This window comes from Agrobacterium sp. MCAB5 (assembly GCF_052114365.1).
Classification (GTDB): Bacteria; Pseudomonadota; Alphaproteobacteria; order Rhizobiales; family Rhizobiaceae; genus Agrobacterium; species Agrobacterium tumefaciens.
Map to the genome: position 1 here is coordinate 32,814 of NZ_JBFREP010000017.1, position 22,402 is coordinate 55,215.

At 56.7% G+C, this 22,402-nt stretch carries 26 protein-coding genes and 2 pseudogenes; 13 read left to right on the plus strand and 15 right to left on the minus strand.

The genetic code is table 11. From position 1 onward, the window contains the following. From AB4Z23_RS25575 to AB4Z23_RS25590, 4 genes are all read left to right on the plus strand, one after another. Positions 1-1,419: a cytochrome ubiquinol oxidase subunit I gene (locus AB4Z23_RS25575; protein ID WP_441360977.1), complete on the plus strand. Its 1,419-nt coding sequence runs from the start codon at positions 1-3 to the stop codon at positions 1,417-1,419. Continuing rightward, positions 1,416-2,423, plus strand: a complete 1,008-nt coding sequence (cydB, locus tag AB4Z23_RS25580) for a cytochrome d ubiquinol oxidase subunit II (RefSeq protein WP_441360978.1) — start codon at positions 1,416-1,418, stop codon at positions 2,421-2,423. The genes AB4Z23_RS25575 and cydB overlap by 4 nt, the downstream gene beginning before the upstream one ends. Beyond that, on the plus strand, positions 2,423-2,542 hold the full coding sequence (locus AB4Z23_RS25585) for a DUF2474 family protein (protein WP_082710631.1): 120 nt from the start codon (positions 2,423-2,425) through the stop codon (positions 2,540-2,542). Before cydB ends, AB4Z23_RS25585 begins: the two co-directional genes overlap by 1 nt. Before the next feature lie 65 nt (positions 2,543-2,607). After that, entirely contained in the window at positions 2,608-3,774 is a 1,167-nt protein-coding gene (locus AB4Z23_RS25590; protein WP_441360979.1) for a mechanosensitive ion channel family protein, read from the plus strand. A 392-nt stretch (positions 3,775-4,166) separates the two neighbouring features. Here the strand turns inward: AB4Z23_RS25590 and moaA are convergent, their stop codons facing one another. After that, positions 4,167-5,156, minus strand: coding sequence for a GTP 3',8-cyclase MoaA (moaA, locus tag AB4Z23_RS25595; RefSeq protein ID WP_441360997.1), 990 nt, complete (start codon positions 5,154-5,156; stop codon positions 4,167-4,169). A 66-nt stretch (positions 5,157-5,222) separates the two neighbouring features. Beyond that, a complete protein-coding gene (locus tag AB4Z23_RS25600) occupies positions 5,223-5,513 on the minus strand; it encodes a hypothetical protein (RefSeq protein ID WP_441360980.1) in 291 nt (96 codons plus the stop codon). A 480-nt stretch (positions 5,514-5,993) separates the two neighbouring features. Between AB4Z23_RS25600 and AB4Z23_RS25605 the strand changes: the two genes are divergently transcribed. After that, on the plus strand, positions 5,994-6,200 hold the full coding sequence (locus AB4Z23_RS25605; RefSeq protein ID WP_142781616.1) for a CsbD family protein: 207 nt from the start codon (positions 5,994-5,996) through the stop codon (positions 6,198-6,200). A 245-nt stretch (positions 6,201-6,445) separates the two neighbouring features. On the opposite strand, the gene AB4Z23_RS25610 is transcribed toward AB4Z23_RS25605, so the two are convergent. Continuing rightward, positions 6,446-6,634 carry a hypothetical protein gene (locus AB4Z23_RS25610; protein WP_441360981.1) on the minus strand — a complete coding sequence of 63 codons (189 nt, stop codon included), beginning with the start codon at positions 6,632-6,634 and terminating at the stop codon, positions 6,446-6,448. Positions 6,635-6,704: 70 nt separating this feature from the next. Then, entirely contained in the window at positions 6,705-8,105 is a 1,401-nt protein-coding gene (gene cls / locus AB4Z23_RS25615) for a cardiolipin synthase (RefSeq protein ID WP_441360982.1), read from the minus strand. Between the two features lie 289 nt (positions 8,106-8,394). Here cls and AB4Z23_RS25620 point away from each other — a divergent pair, with 289 nt between their 5' ends. The 3 genes and pseudogenes from AB4Z23_RS25620 to AB4Z23_RS25630 all read left to right on the plus strand — a co-directional run. Beyond that, positions 8,395-9,069, plus strand: a complete 675-nt coding sequence (locus tag AB4Z23_RS25620; RefSeq protein ID WP_441360983.1) for an HAD family hydrolase — start codon at positions 8,395-8,397, stop codon at positions 9,067-9,069. Continuing rightward, on the plus strand, positions 9,066-9,308 hold the full coding sequence (locus tag AB4Z23_RS25625) for a hypothetical protein (RefSeq protein ID WP_223568841.1): 243 nt from the start codon (positions 9,066-9,068) through the stop codon (positions 9,306-9,308). The genes AB4Z23_RS25620 and AB4Z23_RS25625 overlap by 4 nt, the downstream gene beginning before the upstream one ends. Positions 9,309-9,787: 479 nt before the next feature. Continuing rightward, positions 9,788-9,910 (plus strand): annotated as a pseudogene (locus AB4Z23_RS25630) (type II toxin-antitoxin system Phd/YefM family antitoxin); the annotation flags it as partial. A 161-nt stretch (positions 9,911-10,071) separates the two neighbouring features. On the opposite strand, the gene AB4Z23_RS25635 reads toward AB4Z23_RS25630, so the two are convergent. Continuing rightward, positions 10,072-11,136, minus strand: a complete 1,065-nt coding sequence (locus AB4Z23_RS25635; RefSeq protein WP_441360984.1) for a class I SAM-dependent methyltransferase — start codon at positions 11,134-11,136, stop codon at positions 10,072-10,074. 238 nt (positions 11,137-11,374) lie between these two features. Here AB4Z23_RS25635 and AB4Z23_RS25640 point away from each other — a divergent pair, with 238 nt between their 5' ends. Together AB4Z23_RS25640 and AB4Z23_RS25645 are read left to right on the plus strand one after the other, a co-directional pair. Beyond that, positions 11,375-12,187: a nickel-binding protein gene (locus AB4Z23_RS25640; protein ID WP_441360985.1), complete on the plus strand. Its 813-nt coding sequence runs from the start codon at positions 11,375-11,377 to the stop codon at positions 12,185-12,187. A gap of 466 nt (positions 12,188-12,653) precedes the next feature. Further along, positions 12,654-13,202, plus strand: a complete 549-nt coding sequence (locus AB4Z23_RS25645; RefSeq protein ID WP_441360986.1) for a GNAT family N-acetyltransferase — start codon at positions 12,654-12,656, stop codon at positions 13,200-13,202. A gap of 395 nt (positions 13,203-13,597) precedes the next feature. Here AB4Z23_RS25645 and AB4Z23_RS25650 read toward each other — a convergent pair whose 3' ends face one another. Further along, complete coding sequence (locus AB4Z23_RS25650; protein ID WP_441360987.1) at positions 13,598-14,764, minus strand: serine hydrolase domain-containing protein; 1,167 nt, start codon at positions 14,762-14,764, stop codon at positions 13,598-13,600. A gap of 16 nt (positions 14,765-14,780) precedes the next feature. After that, positions 14,781-15,980: an MFS transporter gene (locus AB4Z23_RS25655; protein WP_441360988.1), complete on the minus strand. Its 1,200-nt coding sequence runs from the start codon at positions 15,978-15,980 to the stop codon at positions 14,781-14,783. Positions 15,981-16,079: 99 nt separating this feature from the next. Between AB4Z23_RS25655 and AB4Z23_RS25660 the strand changes: the two genes are divergently transcribed. Then, complete coding sequence (locus tag AB4Z23_RS25660) at positions 16,080-16,976, plus strand: LysR family transcriptional regulator (protein ID WP_112522113.1); 897 nt, start codon at positions 16,080-16,082, stop codon at positions 16,974-16,976. A 132-nt stretch (positions 16,977-17,108) separates the two neighbouring features. Continuing rightward, on the plus strand, positions 17,109-17,669 hold the full coding sequence (locus AB4Z23_RS25665; protein ID WP_441360998.1) for an SDR family oxidoreductase: 561 nt from the start codon (positions 17,109-17,111) through the stop codon (positions 17,667-17,669). Here AB4Z23_RS25665 and AB4Z23_RS25670 read toward each other — a convergent pair. Together AB4Z23_RS25670 and AB4Z23_RS25675 are read right to left on the minus strand one after the other, a co-directional pair. Next, positions 17,638-17,817, minus strand: coding sequence for a helix-turn-helix domain-containing protein (locus AB4Z23_RS25670; RefSeq protein ID WP_421475844.1), 180 nt, complete (start codon positions 17,815-17,817; stop codon positions 17,638-17,640). The two genes, AB4Z23_RS25665 and AB4Z23_RS25670, sit on opposite strands and share 32 nt — an antisense overlap. A 260-nt stretch (positions 17,818-18,077) precedes the next feature. Continuing rightward, positions 18,078-18,293, minus strand: a complete 216-nt coding sequence (locus tag AB4Z23_RS25675; RefSeq protein ID WP_065659437.1) for a hypothetical protein — start codon at positions 18,291-18,293, stop codon at positions 18,078-18,080. Between the two features lie 277 nt (positions 18,294-18,570). Between AB4Z23_RS25675 and AB4Z23_RS25680 the strand changes: the two genes are divergently transcribed. Beyond that, positions 18,571-18,756 carry a hypothetical protein gene (locus AB4Z23_RS25680; protein ID WP_441360989.1) on the plus strand — a complete coding sequence of 62 codons (186 nt, stop codon included), beginning with the start codon at positions 18,571-18,573 and terminating at the stop codon, positions 18,754-18,756. A 199-nt stretch (positions 18,757-18,955) separates the two neighbouring features. Here the strand turns inward: AB4Z23_RS25680 and AB4Z23_RS25685 are convergent, their stop codons facing one another. The 6 genes and pseudogenes from AB4Z23_RS25685 to AB4Z23_RS25710 all read right to left on the minus strand — a co-directional run bounded on the left by AB4Z23_RS25685 (position 18,956) and on the right by AB4Z23_RS25710 (position 22,128). Then, complete coding sequence (locus AB4Z23_RS25685; RefSeq protein ID WP_013762458.1) at positions 18,956-19,615, minus strand: outer membrane protein; 660 nt, start codon at positions 19,613-19,615, stop codon at positions 18,956-18,958. Between the two features lie 206 nt (positions 19,616-19,821). Continuing rightward, a complete protein-coding gene (locus AB4Z23_RS25690; protein ID WP_060642207.1) occupies positions 19,822-20,205 on the minus strand; it encodes an ester cyclase in 384 nt (127 codons plus the stop codon). A 70-nt stretch (positions 20,206-20,275) separates the two neighbouring features. Further along, positions 20,276-20,896 (minus strand): annotated as a pseudogene (locus AB4Z23_RS25695) (histidine phosphatase family protein). Beyond that, positions 20,874-21,449 carry an AAA family ATPase gene (locus tag AB4Z23_RS25700; protein WP_035200504.1) on the minus strand — a complete coding sequence of 192 codons (576 nt, stop codon included), beginning with the start codon at positions 21,447-21,449 and terminating at the stop codon, positions 20,874-20,876. The pseudogene AB4Z23_RS25695 and the gene AB4Z23_RS25700 overlap by 23 nt, the downstream one beginning before the upstream one ends. Before the next feature lie 106 nt (positions 21,450-21,555). Beyond that, positions 21,556-21,684, minus strand: coding sequence for a hypothetical protein (locus AB4Z23_RS25705; protein WP_003518932.1), 129 nt, complete (start codon positions 21,682-21,684; stop codon positions 21,556-21,558). A 123-nt stretch (positions 21,685-21,807) separates the two neighbouring features. After that, positions 21,808-22,128, minus strand: coding sequence for a hypothetical protein (locus tag AB4Z23_RS25710; protein WP_013762464.1), 321 nt, complete (start codon positions 22,126-22,128; stop codon positions 21,808-21,810). Positions 22,129-22,402 lie beyond the last annotated feature (274 nt).

Here is a 22,402-nt window from a genome sequence, read left to right on the forward strand (position 1 = left end):
GTGCTTGAGAACCTGGATCCGGTAATTCTGGCGAGAGCACAGTTCGCTTTCACCGTTTCATTTCATTTCATTTTTCCCGCCTTTTCGATCGGTCTGGCCAGCTTTCTGATGGTGCTCGAGGCATTGTGGTTGCGGACAGGTGACGGCGTCTATGCGAACCTCTATCGGTACTGGCTGAAAATCTTCGCCGTCGTGTTTGGCATGGGTGTTGTTTCGGGCGTCGTCATGTCCTACCAGTTTGGCACCAACTGGTCGGTGTTTTCTCACAAGGCGGGACCTGTCATCGGCCCGCTGATGGCCTATGAGGTGCTTACCGCCTTCTTCCTCGAAGCCGGATTTCTTGGGGTGATGCTGTTCGGCATCAGCAAGGTCGGGAAAGGGTTACATTTTTTCGCCACCTGCATGGTGGCGCTTGGAACGCTCATTTCGGCGACTTGGATTCTCTCGGTTAACAGCTGGATGCATACACCGACCGGATTTGCGATCAATGCCGATGGGCAATTCGTACCGGCGGGCTCGTGGATGGCGATCATCTTCAATCCGAGTTTCCCCTATCGTCTCGTTCATACAGTACTCGCAGCCTACCTCACGACTGCGTTTGTCGTTGGTGGTGTCGGAGCATGGCATCTGCTCAAGGATTGTTCCAATCGCGGGGCGCGGAAGATGTTCTCAATGGCGATGTGGATGGCGGCGATTGTCACACCGATCCAGATCTTCGCCGGCGACGCTCACGGGCTCAACACCTTGGAACACCAGCCTGCCAAGGTTCTCGCGATGGAAGGGCATTATGAGGCGCATGCCGAGGGCGCGCCGCTGATCCTCTTCGGTCTGCCGAGCAATGAAGAGGCAAGGGTGCGGTACGAGGTCGCCATACCACATCTCGGTTCATTGATCCTCAAACATGATCCCTTTGCGCCGATGCAGGGGTTGAAGGACTTTCCTCGAGACCAGTGGCCGCCCGCGCCGATCATCTTCTGGTCGTTCCGGATTATGGTCGCACTCGGCTTTGCGATGCTCGGCATCGGATTGTGGAGCCTTCTCGCCCGCTACAGGCGAAAGCTCTATGAGTGGGTGTGGTTGCATCGGGCCACCGTGTGCATGGGGCCTGCAGGATTTGTCGCTGTTATCGCGGGATGGATCACGACGGAAGTGGGGCGCCAGCCCTTCACCGTCTATGGATTGCTCCGGACGGCGGAATCGCATTCACCGCTTGCGGCCCCGGCCATCGCGGTCTCGCTCCTGGCTTTTGTGATCGTGTACTTTTTCGCATTTGGATCCGGCATATTTTATCTGCTCAGGCTCATGTCCAAACCGCCTGAGCCGCATGAAAGTGAGCCGGCCAACGTGCCACAACGCGCCGCCGGTCTGACGCCCGCTCCGGGCCTCGGTGCATCGCTTCCACTGGAGGACCGAACATGATTGCCTCGCTGGATCTCACCGTTGTCTGGGCCGTGATCATCGGCTTTGCGGTCTTCGCCTATGTGGTGATGGACGGTTTCGACCTTGGTATCGGCATTTTGTTTCCCACCTTCGGCGTCGGCGATGAACGCGACCAGGCCATGAATTCGATCGCGCCCGTCTGGGATGGCAACGAGACATGGCTCGTGCTTGGTGGTGGCGCATTGTTTGCAGCCTTTCCACTTGCTTACGCAATCATCCTTCCGGCGACCTATCCATTGATCATCGCAATGCTTCTTGGCTTGGTGTTCCGAGGAGTGGCATTCGAATTCCGTTGGCGTCACCCGCGTCACCGGGCGTTCTGGGATGCGGCCTTTTCCCTTGGCTCGTTGGTCGCCGCTCTTTCTCAGGGGGTCATGCTGGGTGCGATCCTGCAGGGTATTCACGTCGAGAACAATGCCTATGCAGGAGGCTGGCTCGATTGGCTCAGTCCCTTCAGCCTTCTTACCGGTATTGCCCTTGTGATAGGATACGCTCTGCTGGGAGCATCGTGGCTGGTCTGGAAGACGGAAAACACCAGCCTGCGTCATGCGCGGCGATTGGCGTTCTGGCTGGGTATCGCAACACTTGTCGCTCTCGCCTCGGTGAGCGTTGCCACGCCTTTTCTGACCTACGACTACTGGCGGCGCTGGTTTGCGTTCCCGGGCGTGCTCATCACGGCACAGGTGCCGCTGCTCGTGATCATCTCGGCTGCAGTCTTTTTCTGGAGCCTGGCACGCGGAATGGAACGAGTACCTTTCGTCATGGCGCTCGCCCTGTTCCTGCTCGGCGCGGCCGGCCTTGGGATCAGCATCTACCCTTATATCGTGCCGCGATCAGTCACCATCTGGGACGCAGCCGCGCCGCCTGAAAGCCAATGGTTCATGCTTGTCGGAGCCATGATCATCATTCCGATAATCCTGATCTACACCGCCTGGGCCTATTGGGTTTTCCGGGGCAAGGCCGGCTTGCATGGATATCACTGATGCAGGCTGAAACCTCATCGATCTGGAAACGCCTCGGATGGATGTTTTTGATCTGGGCCGTGAGCGTTGCGGCGCTCGGCCTGGTGACGGTCGCCATCCGATACTGGCTGGTTGGATAAAGCCTTCATGATCGACGTTTCCATAAGAATGATCACTCCTTCACGTTATAGGCCGTGAAATCGACATGCGTGACGCGCTGGTTCCATATCTCGAAACCGCAATTCAGATCTGGCGTTATGATGTCGCCGGCGTCACAGCTGGCCAGCTCCTGCTTGCGGTTCTGGCACTGGTGATTGCCGCCACGATGCGACGCCTGTTCGGCTCCGTCGTATTACGCCAACTACGCTACTGGTCGCAAAGGACGCCGAACAAGACAGATGATGCGATCATTGAGGCGCTTTTACCACCCCTGCAGTTCGTTCCGATCCTCATTGCATTTTTCGGTATTGCCGCAATGTTGACCGTCCCTTCCGAGATCGCGGAATTATTCGGGCGTATCAATCGGACGCTGGCGGTCATCAATATGTTCTGGTTTGTCTTTGAGATCGTGAAGCCGCTTCTGACGAGCCTGGAGGAGCATCTCCCAACCTTCAGCCATGGCATGATCGGCTGGACTGTCCGCGTCGTCAAAATTGTTGTGTTTTCTCTGGGAATGGCAATTGCCCTCGAAGTCTGGGGAATCCATATAGGGCCGGTTCTAGCGGGCTTTGGTCTCCTCGGAGCGGCTGTCGCGCTTGGAGCTCAGGATCTCTTCAAGAATCTCATCGCCGGTGTCTTCATCATCGGAGAACAGCGTCTCGAAAGTGGCGACTGGATAATGGTCGACGGCATTGCTGAGGGAACGGTGGAATTGATCGGTCTGCGGACGACCAAAATTCGCCGCTTCGATATGGCGCCGCTCTATGTGCCAAATTCCAAGCTGGCTGATAATGCCCTGACGAACTTCTCCAAAATGACTTACAGGCGCATTTCCTGGACCATCGGCCTTGAATACGAAACCAGCGTCGATCAACTCAGGCAAATCCGCGATGGTATCGAAAGCTATATCTCCCGAACCCCCGATTTCGTCGACCCTCCCGCAGTGCCGACATTCGTCCGAGTTGCAAACTTCGGGGACTCTTCGATTGATATGATGGTCTATTGCTTTACCAACACGACAAACTGGGGCGAATATTTGGAAATCAAGGAAGCGCTTGCCTACGAGATCAAGGGGCTTGTCGCTGCGGCCGGCTCCGATTTCGCTTTTCCCAGCCAATCGCTTTATGTGGAAACCGTCCCCTCGGGCGTCGAGATATTTCCTGCACGACGCTGCGCATCCGAAAATAGCAAGCCACCCGCGCAATCACAGTGAACGATCCACCTCAGGACGCGAGCACGTACCGATTATGTTTTCTTCCGAGCTGTTTGCCTTGGGGAGACACAAGTAGCTCGGCGCTGGCCCAACGCCAGATGAACTGATGCGGATTGGGTGGGAAGGATTTCCACTTTGTTACCGGATACACGGCCAAACAGGAATATCTCTCTATCAGGGGATGGCACGACACCTATGGCGATAGGTAATTCCACGGGCGTTGGGCGCGATCCAAGGATGGGCCGCTCCGTCCATGAAGGGAAAGTTTCCTCACCGAGAAATCGTGCGATGGGAGGCCCCGACCACGAATTCCTGAGTTCCGTTTCTTCTGAACCCATACGTCATCATGACGACGCGCCAATCTGGCGGATAGGTGAAGCGTGCGGGAATTCTCAACCACCTGTAAGGCTCATATGGCGCGCTAAAGCGGGGCGATTGTGGTCGCGATCGATGATGAAATCGTGCCCTTTGGGTTTACGCGCAATCGCCTCGTCGATGGCTCGGCCAAGATCCAGTTCGCCATTGCTTTGGCGCAGTGCCTTTCGCAAATCTGCCTCATCGTTCTGCCCAAGGCACATATAAAGCATGCCTGTGCAGGTCAGGCGGACGCGGTTACAGCTTTCGCAGAAATTGTGGCTCAGTGGTGTAATGAAACCAAGCCTTCCCCCGGTTTCGGCGACAGCTACATAGCGAGCTGGACCTCCCGTTCGATACGACGCGTCTGTCAGTGTGAACCTTGACGACAGGTCTTCACGCACCTGCGAGAGCGACAGATATTGATCGGTACGGTCGAATTCGATTTCCCCTAGCGGCATGGTCTCGATGAGGGTGAGATCCATGCCCTGACCATGTGCCCAGCGGACCAGATCGGGAATTTCCGCCTCGTTGAAGTCTTTCAACGCAACTGTATTGATTTTGACGCGGATACCCGCCCGCCTTGCGGCATCAAGTCCCTCGAGAACTCGGGCGAGCTCGCCCCAACGGGTAATTGCCCGAAACTTTTCCGGGTTGAGGGTGTCGAGCGATACATTGATCCGCCGGATGCCACAATCGGCAAGCTCATCTGCAAAGCGCGCGAGTTGCGAACCGTTGGTTGTCAGTGTCAATTCATCCAGCGCACCAGACTGCAGGTGGCGCGATAGTCGCTGGATCAGTTGCATGATGTTCTTCCGGACCAGAGGTTCTCCGCCGGTCAGTCGAAGTTTGCGCACCCCCTTGTCTACGAAAGCGGAACATAGGCGCTCCAGTTCCTCCAGCGTCAAGAGGTCCTTCTTGGGGAGGAAAGTCATATGCTCCGCCATGCAATACGTGCAGCGAAAGTCACAGCGATCCGTAACCGATACCCTGAGATAGGTGATCGTGCGCCCGAAAGGATCGATCATCGATTCCATTCTGCGCTTGCTGGCGTGTGGTGGTACAAGGTCTGACATGCGCTTAACTAATAAAGATCAGGCTTTGAGAATCTGATGGTAATTGTCCAGTTTCCCCGGGCGCTCCTTTGAGACCAGCATGACGAGCTTCTCCTCCTCGAAGACACGGAACCAGTCGTCCCATTCAACAACTTCCAGCCCTCCGGCATCCAGGGGACGTTCGACATCGGCAAAATACTCCGGTTCGAATGCGATCCGCAGAACAGGAGCGCTATCGTCTGACGTTGAAATGAAGGCCGGGTTACCTGCTCGGGCGGCGGCCCATTCACGAATTGCCTGATGGTCATCGAGAGTAAGAGTTTCGCTCATTTTGATCCCTGCCTTCTCCTGGTGACTCGACAGAATGTGGGCGAGCGCCTTCCGTAGCCCGCTCAATTCTTCACTGAGACAACAAAGCAAAAAACATGCCAATAAAATAAAAATATTGAAATCAATAAGATAGCCTGAAAAAGTTGCAATGGTGCCGTGTGGCTCGGACTATTTGTCCAACCCTTTCGGACGCACCGAATACAACAGGGATGATGCACGGCTGTTTCTGTGACGAAGAAAGCGACTTTCGGCTATCTCAAGTTCACGACATTCACCCTCTCAACGGGTCATTAGGACAACTTGGCCGGGCTGACTTCGATAATTTGTCCTTCATCGAATGGAAAATGGAATTAACGGTCTGATTTCATGAGATTTTCCGAAATGGCACGTCGGTTGCTTCCGTGTCGTTACAAAGCTTTTGATCTTTGGATCGACCGTATCGGAGGCTTTGATACCGAAGCGAAACTCAAGGAGTCGAAAATGAATTGGGATCGTATTGAGGGAAATTGGAAGGCTGCAAAAGGTGCAATCAAGGCAACCTGGGGCAAGCTTACCGACAATGACATCGATATCATCGATGGTGACCGTGAGCGGTTGGAAGGCAAGCTCCAGGATCTCTACGGGCTCGACAAGGAGGAGGTTCGAAAAGAGGTCGACAAGTGGGCGAAGGAGGCCAACTGGGATTAACGCATCCTGACCTGTCTACGAGAGCCCGGCCGCGTGTCAATTCCATATCAGGCGGTTGGCGTCTATCGGCAGGCCGATGATCGATCCGGAAGTTAGGACTTATTTATTTGGGATCGATCACCGGTTTTCACGACCGAGCCACGATTTTCGACAGAACACGGCATCGCGGAAGCGGTGGGTAAAATCGTTCAACGAATTTGGAGGACTAAAGAATGTCCAAGGATCATGACAGAGCATCACATGGATCACAGGACGCCCGGCGTCATAAACTTGATCATCAGGTCCGTAATCAATGGCTGGACAGGGATTCCAACCTTCAGGAAGCCTGGAAGGCTTCCGGGATGACCCGCGACGACTTCATTCGACACCATGAAGGCCTGATCGACAAGACCATAGCCGAGGCGCGTGATCAGGATCGATAGTTGGCTCGCCATTACAAAGTTTCAGCCTGCGCAGCGGGGCCGCACGCCGTGTCTTGGCAAGGGCCGGTGGCGCAGGCCGTTACTAAAAAAGCGAGTTGACCATCCGGGCTGCATTTTCGCGAACTTTGCGCAATCGTGGCCGTTTTCTCCATGTGTTGAGATCGAGAGTATCTGCGCTCTCCATATACTTCCGCTGGATCGCGTCGACACGCTGGATTGAATCGGCGTCGTATAGCAACAGACTGACTTCTTCGTTCAACTGGAATGAGCGCAGATCGACATTGCTCGATCCCACGATTGCAAGATTGTCGTCGATACCGACGTTCTTCGCGTGCAATAAATAGTCGCGATAAAGATGAATCTTCACGCCGGCACCCAGCAGATCCTCATAGTAAGAGCACTGTGATAGCCTGACTAAACGCTGATCGATCACCTTCGATAGGACAATGTCGACAGTCACACCACGGACGACGGCTGTCCGCAAGGCGCCAAGGATATCCTCATCCGGAATGAAGTACGGTGTCACCAGAACGATGCGCTCGCGCGCCTGATGGATTTGCCAGACCAGCAAGGATTCAAAGCCCTCCAGCCGATAATCCTCTCCACTCGGCAGGAGTTGCGCCTGCGCAGACCCGGCTTGTTGGGGGCGAACGCTCCCGGCCGTTGCAGGCTCTCCTGTCTCAATGCTCCAGTCGCCTTTGACGACCGCATCCATCACCGCGACAACCGGCCCCTGCACCCGTACGACCAACTCATGATTGGTAATCCCTTTGCGGAAATCTTTCGCAACCAGATTCTGTGAACCCGCATAACCGATTTGACCATCGATGACGAATAGTTTGCGATGATTGCGCATGTCGCCACGAGAACGGAACCTGATGAAGTGCAACGGAAGGGCTTCACGCACCGAAACGCCTTGTGCATGAAGCATCCGCAGCGTGCCGTGTCGCCAATGGTGCGATCCGACCGGATCGAACATAACCTTTACATCGACCCCACGTGCCCTCGCGCGACCAAGCGCGTCGGCGATTTTCTGGCCAACGACGTCATCGGCAAAGATATAGACCAGTAGATGCACCGTTGACGTCGATGTATCGATATCTTCAACAAGCCTGTCGATCACGCCGTCATAGTCGTCGATCAACTCAATCCTGTTTCCATCTGTGGCGGGAAATCGCCCAAGAGCGGTTGCGAGTTCAGCAACAGGCTGCCTTGCGTCAAGAAATGCCTGAAAGGGCTTCAAGCTATCTGCCGTCGCCTCGAAGAATGGTCGCAGGGACTGAAACCGTGCCCGTCTCCATTTCGGGAAGCGGTCGTTTCCGATTGCCAGAAACAGAATGAGCCCTGGGATCGGCAGAAAGAAAATCAGAAGCAGCCATGCCCGGGCAGAGGAGGGGGAGCGCCGTTGCGGGATAACAATAAGCGCGCCCAGGCGCACGATCCATTCGGCACTGGCAAGCAGCAGTTCATAGCTGAGCTTCATTCAATCCCCGCTTCAATCGCATCGAGGCGCTCGATTTTAAGTATGGAGTATATAGAACGACGACTTCATGAATGAAGCTCAGCACAATAAAACAGTAAAATCAAATATTTCGTCAAAATTGGGGGGACGGTCCGGCAGGACATTTTGCCACGAAATTTGGGACACTTTGTCCGTTGCCGTCATGGCTGGATTTATAACTAGCTGATTTTTCGGACCCGGAACATTGGCATAGGCATTGCTTCATACAATTTGCGGCCTAACGGCGTGAAAACCTGTAGGGAGAACTACGATGCGGATAGATCATGCTTTTCTTTTTGACTTGGATGGCACGTTGGTCGACAGCGTCTATCAGCACGTTCTCGCCTGGAAGGAGGCTCTCGATGAGGAGGGGATCGATCTTTCCGTCTGGCGGATCCATCGAAAGATCGGAATGAGCGGAGGACTGTTCACCAATCAGTTGCTTCGTGAGACCGGAATTGAGATTACGGACGCGCTAAACGAGCGACTGAGACATCGCCATACGGAGGCATATCGCCGACTGGGCTCCAAAATTCATCCCCTTCCTGGCGCCAGCGAACTTCTGCGCTGGCTGGCTGACGCCGGAATTCCATTTGCAATTGCGACCAGTGGCCGGATGGAGACGGCATCAGTAAACATTGCTGCGCTTGGAGTGGACACGTCGTCGTTTCCCGTCATCACTCGGGATATGGTCAAGTATGCCAAGCCTGATCCCGATTTATTTCTTGCCGCAGCAGACGCGCTTGGCGTCGATATCGGTAAAGCGGTGGTTGTAGGCGATAGTATCTGGGACATGCTTGCAGCGATTCGTGCGCGCGCGCTCGGGGTTGGCTTGCTAAGCGGCGGCTATGACAAGGAAGAGCTGAGAGACGCGGGTGCAATACGTGTCTATGACGATCCGGCAGATCTCCTGCTTCATATCGACGAAGTCGGAGGTCGGCGATGAGCGGGACCGAGCAACCGGCGCTGCATCTGTCGGCGAACGGCCTGATGCTCCAGATCGAACCGTCTGACCTAGGGCTTCGCGAAGATTATGAGGCACTTATTCGGGAGGACTATGCCCGCTGTAATCCTGGTGACTCGCTGGAGTGGTTAAAACATCGAGCGCGCTTTTCGAAACTGGACCAGGGCATCCTTTATGAATGGATAGGTATCGCATCGAAACGAGTTCGACAGCAGGAATAGAGGCCCACCGCCCTTGTTATTCGCGCAAAGCGGAAGTCATTTTAGCGGCATCCTATCCGTCTTAAAATTACAAGTCTCCGTGGACTCACGCCCCCGCAACCAATATCCCTGCGATCCCAATAAAGCCCCATCACGTGGCTTTTTGCGTTTTTGCCCTTCGATCGTCCTGGCTCGGCTCAACAGTTTGTCAAGTATCGCCCTCTCGTTGAGGAACTCTGTTTTCCTCTTGCCAGAAGCAAACGTCAGGATCGCGGCCAGATTGCCGCGCAGTACGATCACCAGTTCCGCACCATCTGGCACGAGATCAATGCGGTTTACCAGCGTGAGAAGCTTATCGGCCGCCTGTGCCCTCGTCTCCTCGTTGCAAAGCTGGTCGTGAAGAGCAGCGATCTCCTCATGATGAAATTTTGCCAGATTGGGATGCCGCAGGGGAGGTGGCTCCTCCGCTTTGCGGATTTCGGATTACATAGAGGTTTCCGATGACCATGACACGTTTTTCCTGCAGTGAAGTCGATCTTGACGTTAGCAAGGCAAAGAAAGCCGCCCAAGCGGGATCCGTGACGATCACCCATCGCGGCAGGCCATCTCATGTGTTGATGACGTAACGCGAGTTCGAGCGCCTCATCGGAAAGCGCCGCAACCTCGTCGACGACGCAAGAGCACTAACGGCTGATCGCCACCAAATCTCGTCGCCATGTTCCGCACTATGAACTGGCAAATGCTCTGGTCTACAATGCTGGCACGCAACGCTCCCGAAACACTCCTAAACCCGCGCTTCCAGAACCATGTTGAAAGGCCCGGTGAAGGCTCGCCTGACGCTGGAAAAGCCACCCGAACGAATGACCTCTGAGAGCTTAGCTTCGCCAGCCTGAGCTCCCAATCCTTCACCAACCTCCTGGTCAAGTGACGTTGGCACGCAAATCATGGTTGATGCATTGTAGTAAAGGCGGCCGACAGGATTCATATTGTCCGCCGGGCGGTCGCCCGCGATAGGTTCGACGATCATCCAGGTGCCGTCCTTTTTAAGGATACGAGACATGTGCCCCGCACACCCACGCGGATCACCCATATCATGCAGACAGTCGAAACTGGTGATGAGATCGAAATCCGTATCCTTGATGTCTTTGGCCGTCGCCGCCACGAATTTCACCCGGTCGTCCACCCCATGGCTTCGGGCATGCTTGTTGGCCTCTTCTATGGATGGCTCGTGGAAGTCATAGCCTGTGAAGCTGGCGTTGGGGTACGCCTCGGCCATAAGAATTGTCGAGAAGCCGACGCCACAGCCGACATCGGCGACCCGGGCGCCTTTCTCCAGTTTGTCCTCAACGCCATGAAGGGCGGGCAGCCACGATTGGACAATATTGTTCACATATCCCGGCCGAAAGAACGCGCCCGTTGCGCAGAATAGGCAACCTGCAGTGTCACCCCATCGCACCCCGCCGCCGGTCCGGAAGCTGTGCTCAACCTTGGGCTCTCCCTCGATCATCGCCGCGACCAGATCGAAAGCTCCTTCGAGATAGACGGGGCTGTCCTTGTTGACGAACACCATGGCCTGCTCGGGTGAGAGACTGAACATCCCCGAACCGCTGTCGTAGTCGATGTAGCCGTTTGCCGCCTGTGCCAGCGCCCACTCCCTGACGTAGCGTTCCAACAGGTTACCGGAGGCTGCCGCAAGGCCTGTGGATGTTAGCGGTCCGGCGCGGTGCAACGTATCGAACAGGCCCAATCTCAAGCCAATCCTGACAGTTGGAACACTGAAGGCTCCCCCTAGATCGCCCAGCATTTTGCCAATAAAAGAATTCAGTTTTGTTTCGTCGAGCTGTGTCATTTCATTCCCCCCAATTAATTGAGTTGGCGGGCAAAGGCTGACCGAAAATTTACGCGTCAGTGAATGCTCGTAGGCGACGTAAGATAGCCGAATACCCTGAATTTGTCACGCAAACCAATATCGCTCTATCGGTGGTCCGCTCCTGACTAGCGTTGCAGGTAAGAGTGATGGACGATGGCGCGGGGAAGTCGTAAACTGGCTTGAAGACCAGGCAACGATGTACTCCCGGGAGGAAGCAATGCCTATCTTCATGGACAGGCACGAGCTTGCCGGAGTTTCAGCGGCGGATATCGCCGCGGCACACCTTAAAGATCTCAACATTCAGGATCAGTACGGCGTCAGGTTCCTGACCTACTGGTTTGATGAAAGGCGTGGTACGGCCTTTTGCCTTATCGATGCTCCAGACGCTGAAACTGCGCAGTGCGTACATCGGGAAGCCCACGGATTTGTCGCCAGTGAAGTTGTGGAAGTCGCTCTGTCCGCTGTGGAAGCGTTTCTCGGGCGAATACAGGATCCCTTGTCGCTTGCTACCATCTCGAAAGATATGGATGCCGGCCACCGTGCGATCCTGTTCACTGATATTGTCGGTTCAACCGAGATGACGGCCCGCCTTGGCGATCGTATGGCGGCGGAACTAGTCCGCGCACACGATGCCCTGGTTCGCGGTTGTCTCGGGCGACGGTCGGGGCGGGAGGTCAAGCACACCGGCGACGGCATAATGGCTGTATTCTCGTCCGTACCGTTTGCCGTGGATTGCGCCATTGATATCCAGCGCGAGTTCCATCGCTACAACAGCGGCAACGGTGAGCCCATTCACATCCGCATTGGACTGGATTGTGGTGAGCCGATCGAGGACACAAATGATTTCTTCGGTGCGACAGTGCAACTGGCAGCCAGGCTCTGTGCCGCGGCCGAGAGCGACCAGATCCTGATATCGGACAAGACCTTCCAGGAATATGGCAGCGCCGATGTCCTCGTCCATGGCAATCAATACAGACTGAAAGGATTTGCAGAGCCGGTCATCGCCTATCGTTGCGAGTGGCTGCACTAGCGACGTGATTTGAAATCTGATGTAGAAATGACCATCAAATGGTGATCTGCGCGGAGCCACCGTGCGGTTTGTTCGGTCGGGCAACACCGCCCTGATGTCTGGCGAGGTGTGGACACCTGCCCCACCGCCGGGCGGCCGCTCTGCGAAGCCGGAAAACTCTAGCCTCAGCTGGTCCAGAAACCTGGGGCGGTTCAAAATGGGCCGGACTCTAATTTATTCTGGAGGAAATTCTCAGTGGCAGGTCACGGTCACTTTGCAATTCAATGTCGCCTTGGTTGGGAGCATATTGATGAAAAGTGCGGCATTAGATAGAAAAACCACAGAATTCCATTTCAGGCACTGATTTCCATGGCTAATTTGGGAAATCTATAAACGTTGCATGGCATCGGCCGCAAATAATGTACGTTGCGCCGCCAAGCGGTACGCTGCAATGGCGCTGGCAAGAGCGCGATCAAGGATCGATGGAATGGACTTGGCGTATCGCCTCCCGGAGGAATTCTTCACAGAGCGGTTTCTAGTCAGGCGGGTTCAACCATCTGATGGCGACGCAATCTTTGCTGGTTGGGCAACTGATCGTGAAGTGACGAAATATCTCACTTGGCGTCCGCACACAGACCTTTCACAGACGCAGGAAGCTGCGGAACGCTCCTATCTGGAGTGGGAAGGTGGCTCCACGTTTCCAGCGGTCATTTGCCGACGTGAAGTGCCGAGCGAAGTTGTTGGAAGGATTGACGCGCGACGTGCGGGATCGCGAGTTTCCTACGGTTGGCTTGTCCGGAAGGATCACTGGGGACAGGGCGTTGCGACTGAAGTGGTAAAATGGGCAATCGAGCATGCCCTTACGCATCCGATGATCTATCGCACCGAGGCAGCTTGTGATGTCATGAACGTGGCCTCAGCACGTGTGATGGAAAAGGCTGGTATGACCCAGGAAGCGTTGCTTCGGCGGTATCTTTTCCATCCAAATTTGTCGAACGAACCAAGGGACGCTTTCCTGTATTCCAAAGTTCGCTGAGACCGTGCCGGGTTACCAATCCGGCTGTAGCTTCCCGCATAAACCAACTGGGTCTCTCACGAGCGACTCCTATGCGAAATCCAAGGTAAAACCTGGATCATGTTCAGGATGATACGCATACAGCTCTAATCTCCCGGCGGCCTTCAGTCGCCGGACGGTGTCAACATCAGGACGCGCCCGCCCTCATCGTGGCGATTCTTCATCAATGAATGGATCTCGTGAAGCTGTTGGCTAATCGTGTGAACGAATGATATTTCGGTGAAGGGAGATTATCTGCGCGAGGCGGATAAATCGTTGTTATAGCATGTTCGCAAAGAGGGCGACTGTTTGAACCCGCCTCAAGGCGTAGTCTTCGATTAGAATTGTTGGATAGCATCGCTAATTTCACTTCTCGCTCATGACGGCTCCGCCATCGCTGCGTAGATGGCCCGACTGACATCGGTAGAAAACCGCCCGGCGCCGGACATGCCTTCAAATGCGGTATTGGTCAGGGCCACAACTGTCAGGCCGTTAATTGGGTCAGTGAACCAGCTATGCCCGTAGGCCCCGCCCCAGCGCCAGGTGCCTGCCGGCTCGGCCACGCCTGCGGCCTGGCTGTCGCGCAGTACCGAAAAACCGAGGCCATAGCCCCAGCCCGGCGATCCCTCGATGTCGATCCCGGCTATCTGGTCGCGCGCCATCACGGAGGCATGATCGGCAGTCATCATATCACCGCCGCCCTGCCGTAACGCTTCTATCAGCTGCAACACATCGAACGCTGTGCCGACCATACCGGCGCCGCCTGAAGGAAAAGCCTTGGTATCAAACACCCGTGATGGATCCATCATCACGCTTGCCATACCGGGGAGCAATGGCAAGCAGTCCGGTTCGTGCATCCGGCGGGGACGTGGCGTGGCGTCCGCGTATGCAGCCGTAACCCGGGATGGATCGGCAAGCGCGAAACCGGTATCCTTAAGACCGAGCGGCTCGGTGACGAGCTTGCGGATGGACTCCGGCAAGGCGAGCCCTGTTGCCGCCTCAATCATCGCACCCACAACATCTATCCCCAACGAATAGCGGAATGCCGATCCCGGAGCGAAGGAGAGGGGGACGCCGGCAAGGCGCCGGATGTTGTCGGCAAGCGTCAGGTCGGCGCGGTCCATACCGTCCGACACGCCTGCTTGGGCGAGAGGCCCGCCTTCCGGCTCAAAAAAGCCGTAGCTGAGCCCTGCGCTGTGACTGAGCAGATGACGCAAGGTGATAAGAGCCGGTCGTCCCTCGAAGGTCGGCGTGAACGCCGGTAGCCATTCCGTGATTGGTCGATCGAGATCCAGTATCCCGCGACTGACCAGCGCTAGGGCAGCCGCAGCGGAGAAGAGTTTCGAGACGGAGGCCAGTCGGAAGATAGCGTCAGTTCGCATCTCCGTGCCGGCATCCCGGTCGGCGAGCCCTGCTGCGCGGCAATATATTGTTTTGCCGTCGAGCGCGACAAGGACGACAGCACCTACGATGCGTTCGGCTGCAATCGCGCCGTCTATCACAGCGTCCAGGCGCGATACGATCGAAGAATTTGAGGATGTCATGAGAATTTCCTTTGGATCAGGGATTGGTAGCCGGTGGGAAGGCATGATGGCGTGCAAGAAGTGTTGTGATGAATGCCGGGACGAGGAGGATAAGAATGGCTGGGGCGAAGCCGCCAACGCCACTCTGCTGCAGGATCAACCCGCCGACGATACCGCCACCGGCGATGGCCAGGTTCCAGGCGGTGACCAACATGGATTGAGCAACATCGGCAGCATCGCCTGCGGTATTCGAAAGAGCGGTCTGAAACAGCGTGGCGGTTCCGCCAAAAGCGAGGCCCCAGACCGCGATTGCACCGTAGACAACCGCTGGGTTCTCACCCCATAGCCCAAGCGCCAGCGCTGCAAGCCCGAACAAAGCGATGCTGGCGAGCGACAGGCTTCGCAGTTGACGGTCAATCAGAACACCGACGATCCAGATGGCTGCCAGTGCTGTCGTGCCGAAGACCAGAAGCACAAGATCGGTCCGCGCTGCCATGCCGGCCTCGACCAAGAACGGGGCGATATAGGTGTACAGGATGTTGTGAGCGAGGACGAAGGCAATGGTGACGAACAGGACCGGGCGCACGCCGGGCAGAGTAAACACCGTGCCGAGCCCGCGGCGACGCTCCATAGGCTGGCCTTCGAAGTCCGGCACCTTCGCGATAACCCAAACAACCAGTACCAGAGTCATGCCGCTGATGAGGCCAAAACACGCCCTCCACCCGAGGAGGGTGCCCAGAAAAGTACCGGCCGGAATGCCAAGCGACAGCGCGAGCGGCGTGCCCACCATGGCCACCGCGATAGCCCGTCCCTTTAGTGCCTCGGGCACCATGCGTGCCGCATAGCCTGCGAGCAACGCCCAGAGCAACCCGGCCGAAACGCCGGCACAAAATCGTGCGACCATCGTCAGCAGATAGCTAGAGGAGACGGCTGTAACTGTATTGGCGATTGCGAAACCAGCGATGGCAGCGAGGAGTAACCGCCGCCGTCGTATGCCTTGCGTCGCCGCCGTCAGCGGGATCGCGGCGATGAGCGATCCAATCGCGTAGATCGTCACCATCTGGCCCACCAGTGCGTCCGACACGGCAAGGCCCGCGCCGATCTGCGGCAGCAAAGCTGCGGGCAACGCCTCGGTCAGAATGGTGATGAAGCCGGCCATGGCGAGTGCGAGCAGGCCCGAGAGCGGCAGACGACGAGGTTGGGGCGGGTCGACGGGGGACGCGGCGAATAAGTGCATGTTTGTCATGCCCTGACCATAAGCCGGTCGCCGCGATTGGAGAATTATGCTAGAGTTCTCATCATATCGGACATAGATGTCCGCAATAGGGACCAGTGGATGGAACATCTCGGCGCATTGAATGCCTTCGTTCAAACGGCAGATTGCGGTAGTTTTGCGGGTGCAGCCGCGAGGCTTGGCGTTTCTGGCTCGGCCATCGGCAAGGCGGTCGCGCGGCTGGAAGAGCGGCTTGCCGTTCGCCTCTTCCATCGCTCGACGCGCTCGTTGACGCTGACTGCGGAAGGAGCTCTGTTCCTTGATCGCTGCCGCCGGATATTCAGCGAGATCGAGGCCGCTGAACTGGAGCTGTCGCAAATCCGTCAGGCGCCGCGCGGACGTCTTCGTGTCAGCCTGCCACTAATCGGCATGCTGATGATGCCCGCAGTCATGGCCTTCATGCGTGCCTATCCCGAGATCGAGCTTGACCTCGACTTCACCGACCGGCTGGTGGATGTGATCGACGAAGGTTTCGATGCCGTGGTCCGCACCGGCGAAGCCCGGGACTCGCGATTGATGATGCGTCGGGCAGGGGCATTCTCGCACCGGATCGTCGGATCGCCCGATTATCTCGCGGCGCGTGGCGTGCCTTCGACGCCCGACGATCTGCTCGGTCACGCCTGCCATCATCACAAATATCCGTCCACCGGCAAGCTGGAGCGCTGGCCGATGGTGGCGGACGGCGCGGCCCTTGAACTTGTTCTTCCCGTGACATCGGTAGCAAGCACGCTCGAGCCGCAGATCTGCCTGACCGAGGGGGGCTTCGGGCTTGCATGCCTGCCGCAATTCGCGATCCGGGAGCAGCTCCGGCGAGGTACGCTGGTCAGCGTGCTTGAGGACTATATGCAAGAGGTCGGTGCCTTCCACATCCTTTGGCCGGCAAACCGGCATCCCTCGCCGAAGGTGTCCGCCTTCGTCTCCTTTATGGCTGAAAACCTTCTGCGTGAGCAACATAGGTGATTTGTCATTCGCGCGTTCGCACCACGCCTCGCGGCCTTAGGCCTCACTGGCGGCAACGGACGTTCGCTTGAAGGGATCAGGAGATCGTCCGCGCCTACGTGGCCAGCGCAAAGGCCAAAGCGGCGCGACGACATTTCCGCCCATTCCGAAGGCCGCTCGCCAGCACTCGGCCAGCCGCCTGAGGCATGGCGTTCAGCGGTCGATTCGAGGCGGGTTTCGTTCTTTTCGATCACCGATGCGCTTGCATACGGCATGATCGAACGTCAATGGGGTCACATCATCATCATCATCATCATCGGTTCATCGGGCATCGAGCGACCCATTTCCGGTTTCGCCCTGTCGAAAGCGGTTCGCGCCGCGGTCGCCGGGTGGTCGAAAACGCTGTCGACGGAGCTCGCGCCTCACGGGGTCACGGTCAACATGATCCTGCTCGGCCGGGGTGGCACCGACCGCGTGCGCGTGCTGGATGACATCAGGGCTAGAAACACCGCGCTTGAGCTAGCTGCCGTGCAGGAAGCATCGCGCGGGGACATCCCCGGCGGACGTTACGGCTGCGCAGAGGAATTCGCCGCCGCCGCCATTTTTCTTGCCAGCCAGCAGGCGAGTTACATTACCGGGTCCATGGTGGCGCTATCCGCAGCCTGTGACGCCGCCGCCCGCCTCAGCCCTTCATGCGGGATTTCCCGACCATAAGCTTGTGCTTATTCACCTTGGCGTAGAATGTCTTTCTCGAAATCTTCAGGTGCTTCATCGCCTGTGTGGCGTTTCTACCTGTCGCCGTCAGCGTTTCGGCGATGAGGCGGGCCTCGTAAGCCGTCATCATTGTGGCGAGGCCGGTCACCTCGGCGGATTCGCCGGCGGCGGGAAGCTGCTGTGGGCCGAGCAGTTGCAGCTGGGCAAAACGCTGTAATTCACGTAGGTTGCCCGGTCAGTTATGGGTGAGCCTTGCATGGCTGACGGCGCTCATTTCAGGTAAGGGCGCGCAGTTATTGGCGCTGGCGTGGCGTAGGAAGAAGCGGAAACAGGGCAATATGTCCTCAGGTCTTTCCCGCAGCGGCAGCACGGAACAAACGGGTCCCTAATTCGCCACAACGACGGGCCTCAGTCAGCAGCCAGATATTCAACCGAGCGAAATTCTTGACTGCGCAAGTGCGCCAGGTCTTCATCCAGTTGGCTAAGTCGCATCATATGTGCGGTGATCTGTAATGAGATGATGTGCCGGTCGTCTATAGAGAAACGTTCCCACCTCTTGAGATTGTCGATGACCTCAATGAGGTCGAGACGTTCTTGTTCAAGTTTCTCCAAATTCCAGATCATCGCAGCCGGCCTCCCGATTTGACTTGCGTGAAACGTAGCATGGGCGGATCGGTTCAAACCGATAAGATTTAGCGTAAATTTTATCTAAATTTTAAGTTGCTCCGACCTGCGGTTGGCGTGCTTAAGCAAATCCAGGGGATCAGTCAGCTAGCCACCGCGCTTGGTCACGAAGAGTGTCGTCGTCGAACGCAGGGAACAGTCGTGTACCGATCCAATGCCACCCAGGAAACACCCGCATCATCCGCGGAACCTTGCCGCGCGGGAACGAGAGCTTGAGGTGCGGCTGAAAGTGCTGCTTGGCACATGGATGCTCAACCAACTGCAAAAACCGGCGGACGGAACGGATGCGCAGGCGCTGCGGGTCTTGCTGCGATGTGAACTGGCGCAGATGGCGCTGCGTGATGCCGATCATGCGCTGCTTGAGGATTGGCTCAAAGGGAAAATCGTGGATGAGACTGGCTGAGCGTTTACAGGCGGGAGAAGGAGCGTGTCAAGCCGCGTCCGGTCCTGGTCGGCGTGTTCAGTCATTGTGGTGCCGTTGCGCCTGGCCAACAGGTTGCCCGCACTTGCCACCCTTGGTTTGTCGTTTCCCGCCTTCGGAAAAGGGACAAGAAGAAAGCCCGGCACAATGGCCGGGCTTTTGCTGTTGCTGTCCGGGTGGATCAGAACTTTACGCCGAGGCCGACGCGGATTGCATGCTGGTCGACATCTGCATTGATTGCAGCGCCGCCGAAATCGAAATCCTTGTCGCCGAAGTCGGTGTAACGATACTCAACGCGTCCGAACACCATGTCGGTAAACGCGTAGTCGAGACCAACGCCGACGGTGTAGCCGTTGAACGTTTCCTTCACGTCGGCAATGCCCGGAACTTCCGCGTAGCCGCGAGCATAGGCCCAGCCTGCGGTACCATAGACCAGGGCACGGTCAAATGCGTAGCCGACCCGGCCACGAACGGAACCCTGCCAGTCAAACCCGTAGTCAAAGCCCGTGCCAAGGATAGTGGCTGAATCATCGCCCCAGTTCTTTTCGAAGTCTGCTTCGAGGCCAACGACCCAGCTGTTGCCAAGGTCGTAGTTGAAGCCGACGAAACCACCGGCAAGAGCACCGTCGAAGTCTGCGGACGTTTGTCCGGGAAGGCCGACGATCGAAGCGTCATTGTTGTTCCAGCCGTAGCCGGCCTGGACACCGGCGGTAAACCCGGTCCAGCTGAACAGCGGCGCAACGTCTGCTGCCGGGGCTGCAGGAACTTCTGATACGGCATCGGCCGCCATTGCAGTCGATGCCGCAAGCACGAATGCGATAGTCGATACGATTTTCTTCATAGTCTCTGAACTCCCTTATATGAGAGATCATTCATATGCTTTTTTCCTGAAATATGATGTAACCTTTGTGCAACGCCCGCGACCTCAGCAGCTGTCTGCATAAATTGAGGCTGTCCGGCTTCAGCGAGCGTCTCGTGCAATCACACTCTTTCGGCTCATTTTTCTGGCGCTGGCGGGCCACAGATACCTTCGTCCGGTGAAGGCCGTCAGCCGAGCTGGCGCTCAATTGCGGCCTTGTCGATGACCGACCAGACCCTGCGGATTTTTGTCTGTTCGAAGTCGTAGAAAACATGCTCGCAGAACTGAACGCGTCGGCCATTGACCGGAAGGCCCATGAAGGTGGATTTGGGAGTGCAATCGAACGAAAGCCGGGCGCCGATCCGGGGCACGTCGCTGACAAGGATCTCTGCTTGAAACCGAAGGTCTGGAATATCAGCAAAGTCCCTGACCAGCATGTCGCGATAGCCCGACAGGCCTAACGCCCGGCCGTTGTGTTCAACAGTATCGTCGACGAAAGTGCCGAGCTCATCGAGGGCCTGACGGTTGAGGCAGTCGAGATAAGCCAGGTAAATGACGTTAAGTGTATGCATGTGTTTCTCCCCTGTCGACGTGGCGAATGACGTCCTTGGCCCGTGGCTTTCTGGATCATGACGGTGCGGGTCAAGCTGTGATGAGATCGCACCTGCCATCATCCAGTCGGTACAACCCATCCTGCGGAACGGGCAGTTCGAGCATCTCCAGCTTCGAAAGTCCGAGAAAAACACCCCGAAGAATCCGCCCGAACAGGCCATGGGAAATGGCGATCGTCGGATGCCGGAGATCCGAGATCCATGACGTCGCGCGCTTGCAGGCGTCATCAAAACTTTCGCCATCCGGTGCCCTGAAATATCAGTCGAATGCGTTGGATCCTTCAAGGCGCCCAGGAAATTCGGCATCAATCTCAAATCGCGTCATCCCGTCCCAGGAGCCGGTGGTGACCTCAACGAGCCTGTCATCTTCGAGATACGGGAGCGCAACCTCGGCCAGGACCCGTTCTGCTGTCTGTCGCACGCGCCCGAGCGGACTGATTTGCATCCGGAAAGACTGCTCATCGTCGCAGAGAGCGTCACGGAGCAGGCGTGCGACTTGATCTGCCTGTTCGATACCGCGCGCGGTCAGCGGCGAATCCTGTTGCCCCTGAAACCGGCCAAGACAGTTCCAGACTGTTTCGCCGTGGCGCAGGAGATAGATTGTCGGGACAGCCACGCTTGCTTCACCTTTATGTTCGTAATCGATTGCCATCGCTCGTGGCATCAATACGGAAACGTGCCGATTGCAGCGCATTGCTGACCGCCTGCAAGGCCTGATCCCTGTCCTTGCCAGACAACGATAGTACATTGTGCTCGAAAGCCCCGAGATTGGCGAACTGGGCATGAAGATCGGCCACGACCAGCGGATCGCCGAGGCTGTCGCCGCCGCGAGCCTGACAGCGTTCGATTGCTTCTGTTACTGTCGTGCGCAGCACGATGTAGTGCAGCGGGCATGCAAGCGCGAGGAAGGCCGGGAGCCAGTCCGGTCGCACGACGCCATCGACAATGACGAAATAACCCGCCTCGGCATAGCGACCTGCGACATCGGCGGCGATCTGCATGATCATGCGGTTTTGTTGATCGGATTCGGGAAGCCAGGGATCGATGCGGCCATGCTTGATGTATCCCCACAGATCATCGCTATGAAAATGAACCTTTGGCACGCCGCGCAAGTGCGCAAGCGTTTCGGCGATTGTGGACTTGCCGGAGCCTGGGTGCCCGGAGAGAAGCAGGATATGGCCGCGAAGATCGTCTGTCATGGTCATTCACTCACCCTAAGCAGGCATTCGGCGGCTGATTGTACGGTCACTGGCCAAAGTTGCCAGGCTGGTGTTTCTCGTCCTCGCCGGTAGACGGGTGAAAGAACCCGCCCTATCTGGCAAAGGTTGTCACGAGGTATGCGGACGCCAGAAGCAGGCTGACGATTGTGAAGAATATCAGGGCCGCCGCCAGTTCATCAAACATGCCTTCGCGTTCATTGCGATTCCAGTCGTAAGCCAAAGCCAACCTCCATCGTTGCTGTGGGAGGAAGGTGGTCGCGTATGGTTAACGAAAACCTAAAATCAATAAACTGAATTTCGCCGGTACGAAGTGCCATTGACGGCGGGAAGATGACACATGGCGTCAACCGGCGGGTTCGGAAAAGCTGATTCCGGTTTTGCTGTCGAGGACGATATGCAGGTCCCGGATCATGCCGGCTGCCTGCAGCAGGGCGTTTCGCACGTCGTCATCGCTGCGCCATCCGTGTTCGATGGACAGGGCGACGGTGTGGATGTCGACGACACTGTCGCGACCGGGACCGGAGGGGATTCCGATCGTTTCACGCATGTCGCGGATTGTCGTTACTGCCCGTTCAAGCATGCGGCGCTTCTGATAGTCGTCGAGGTTCTCGAGCCTGTTGGCGTCGCGGACGAGTTCGGCAATGAAACTGTTGGTCAGGGTCATGTTATGAGGTTGCCGGGTCGACCAGGCGGCGTCAACAGAGAACCGGCAGCGTGGGCTTCGGGCTGCGGTTTTAAGGTGTTGGCGTGATGCCCGTGCATCAGGGCCCAACGCGCGGCGAAATGGATTATGCCGTTTATCATCGTGATACTTATGGTTATATATCATATAATTAAGTAGTGATTCGGATGTAAAACATTAATACGATAGTAATGGCCGGTGTATCAATTTATCGGGCAATGATGATGAAACAATAGGCCCGTGAGATGAGGCAAAT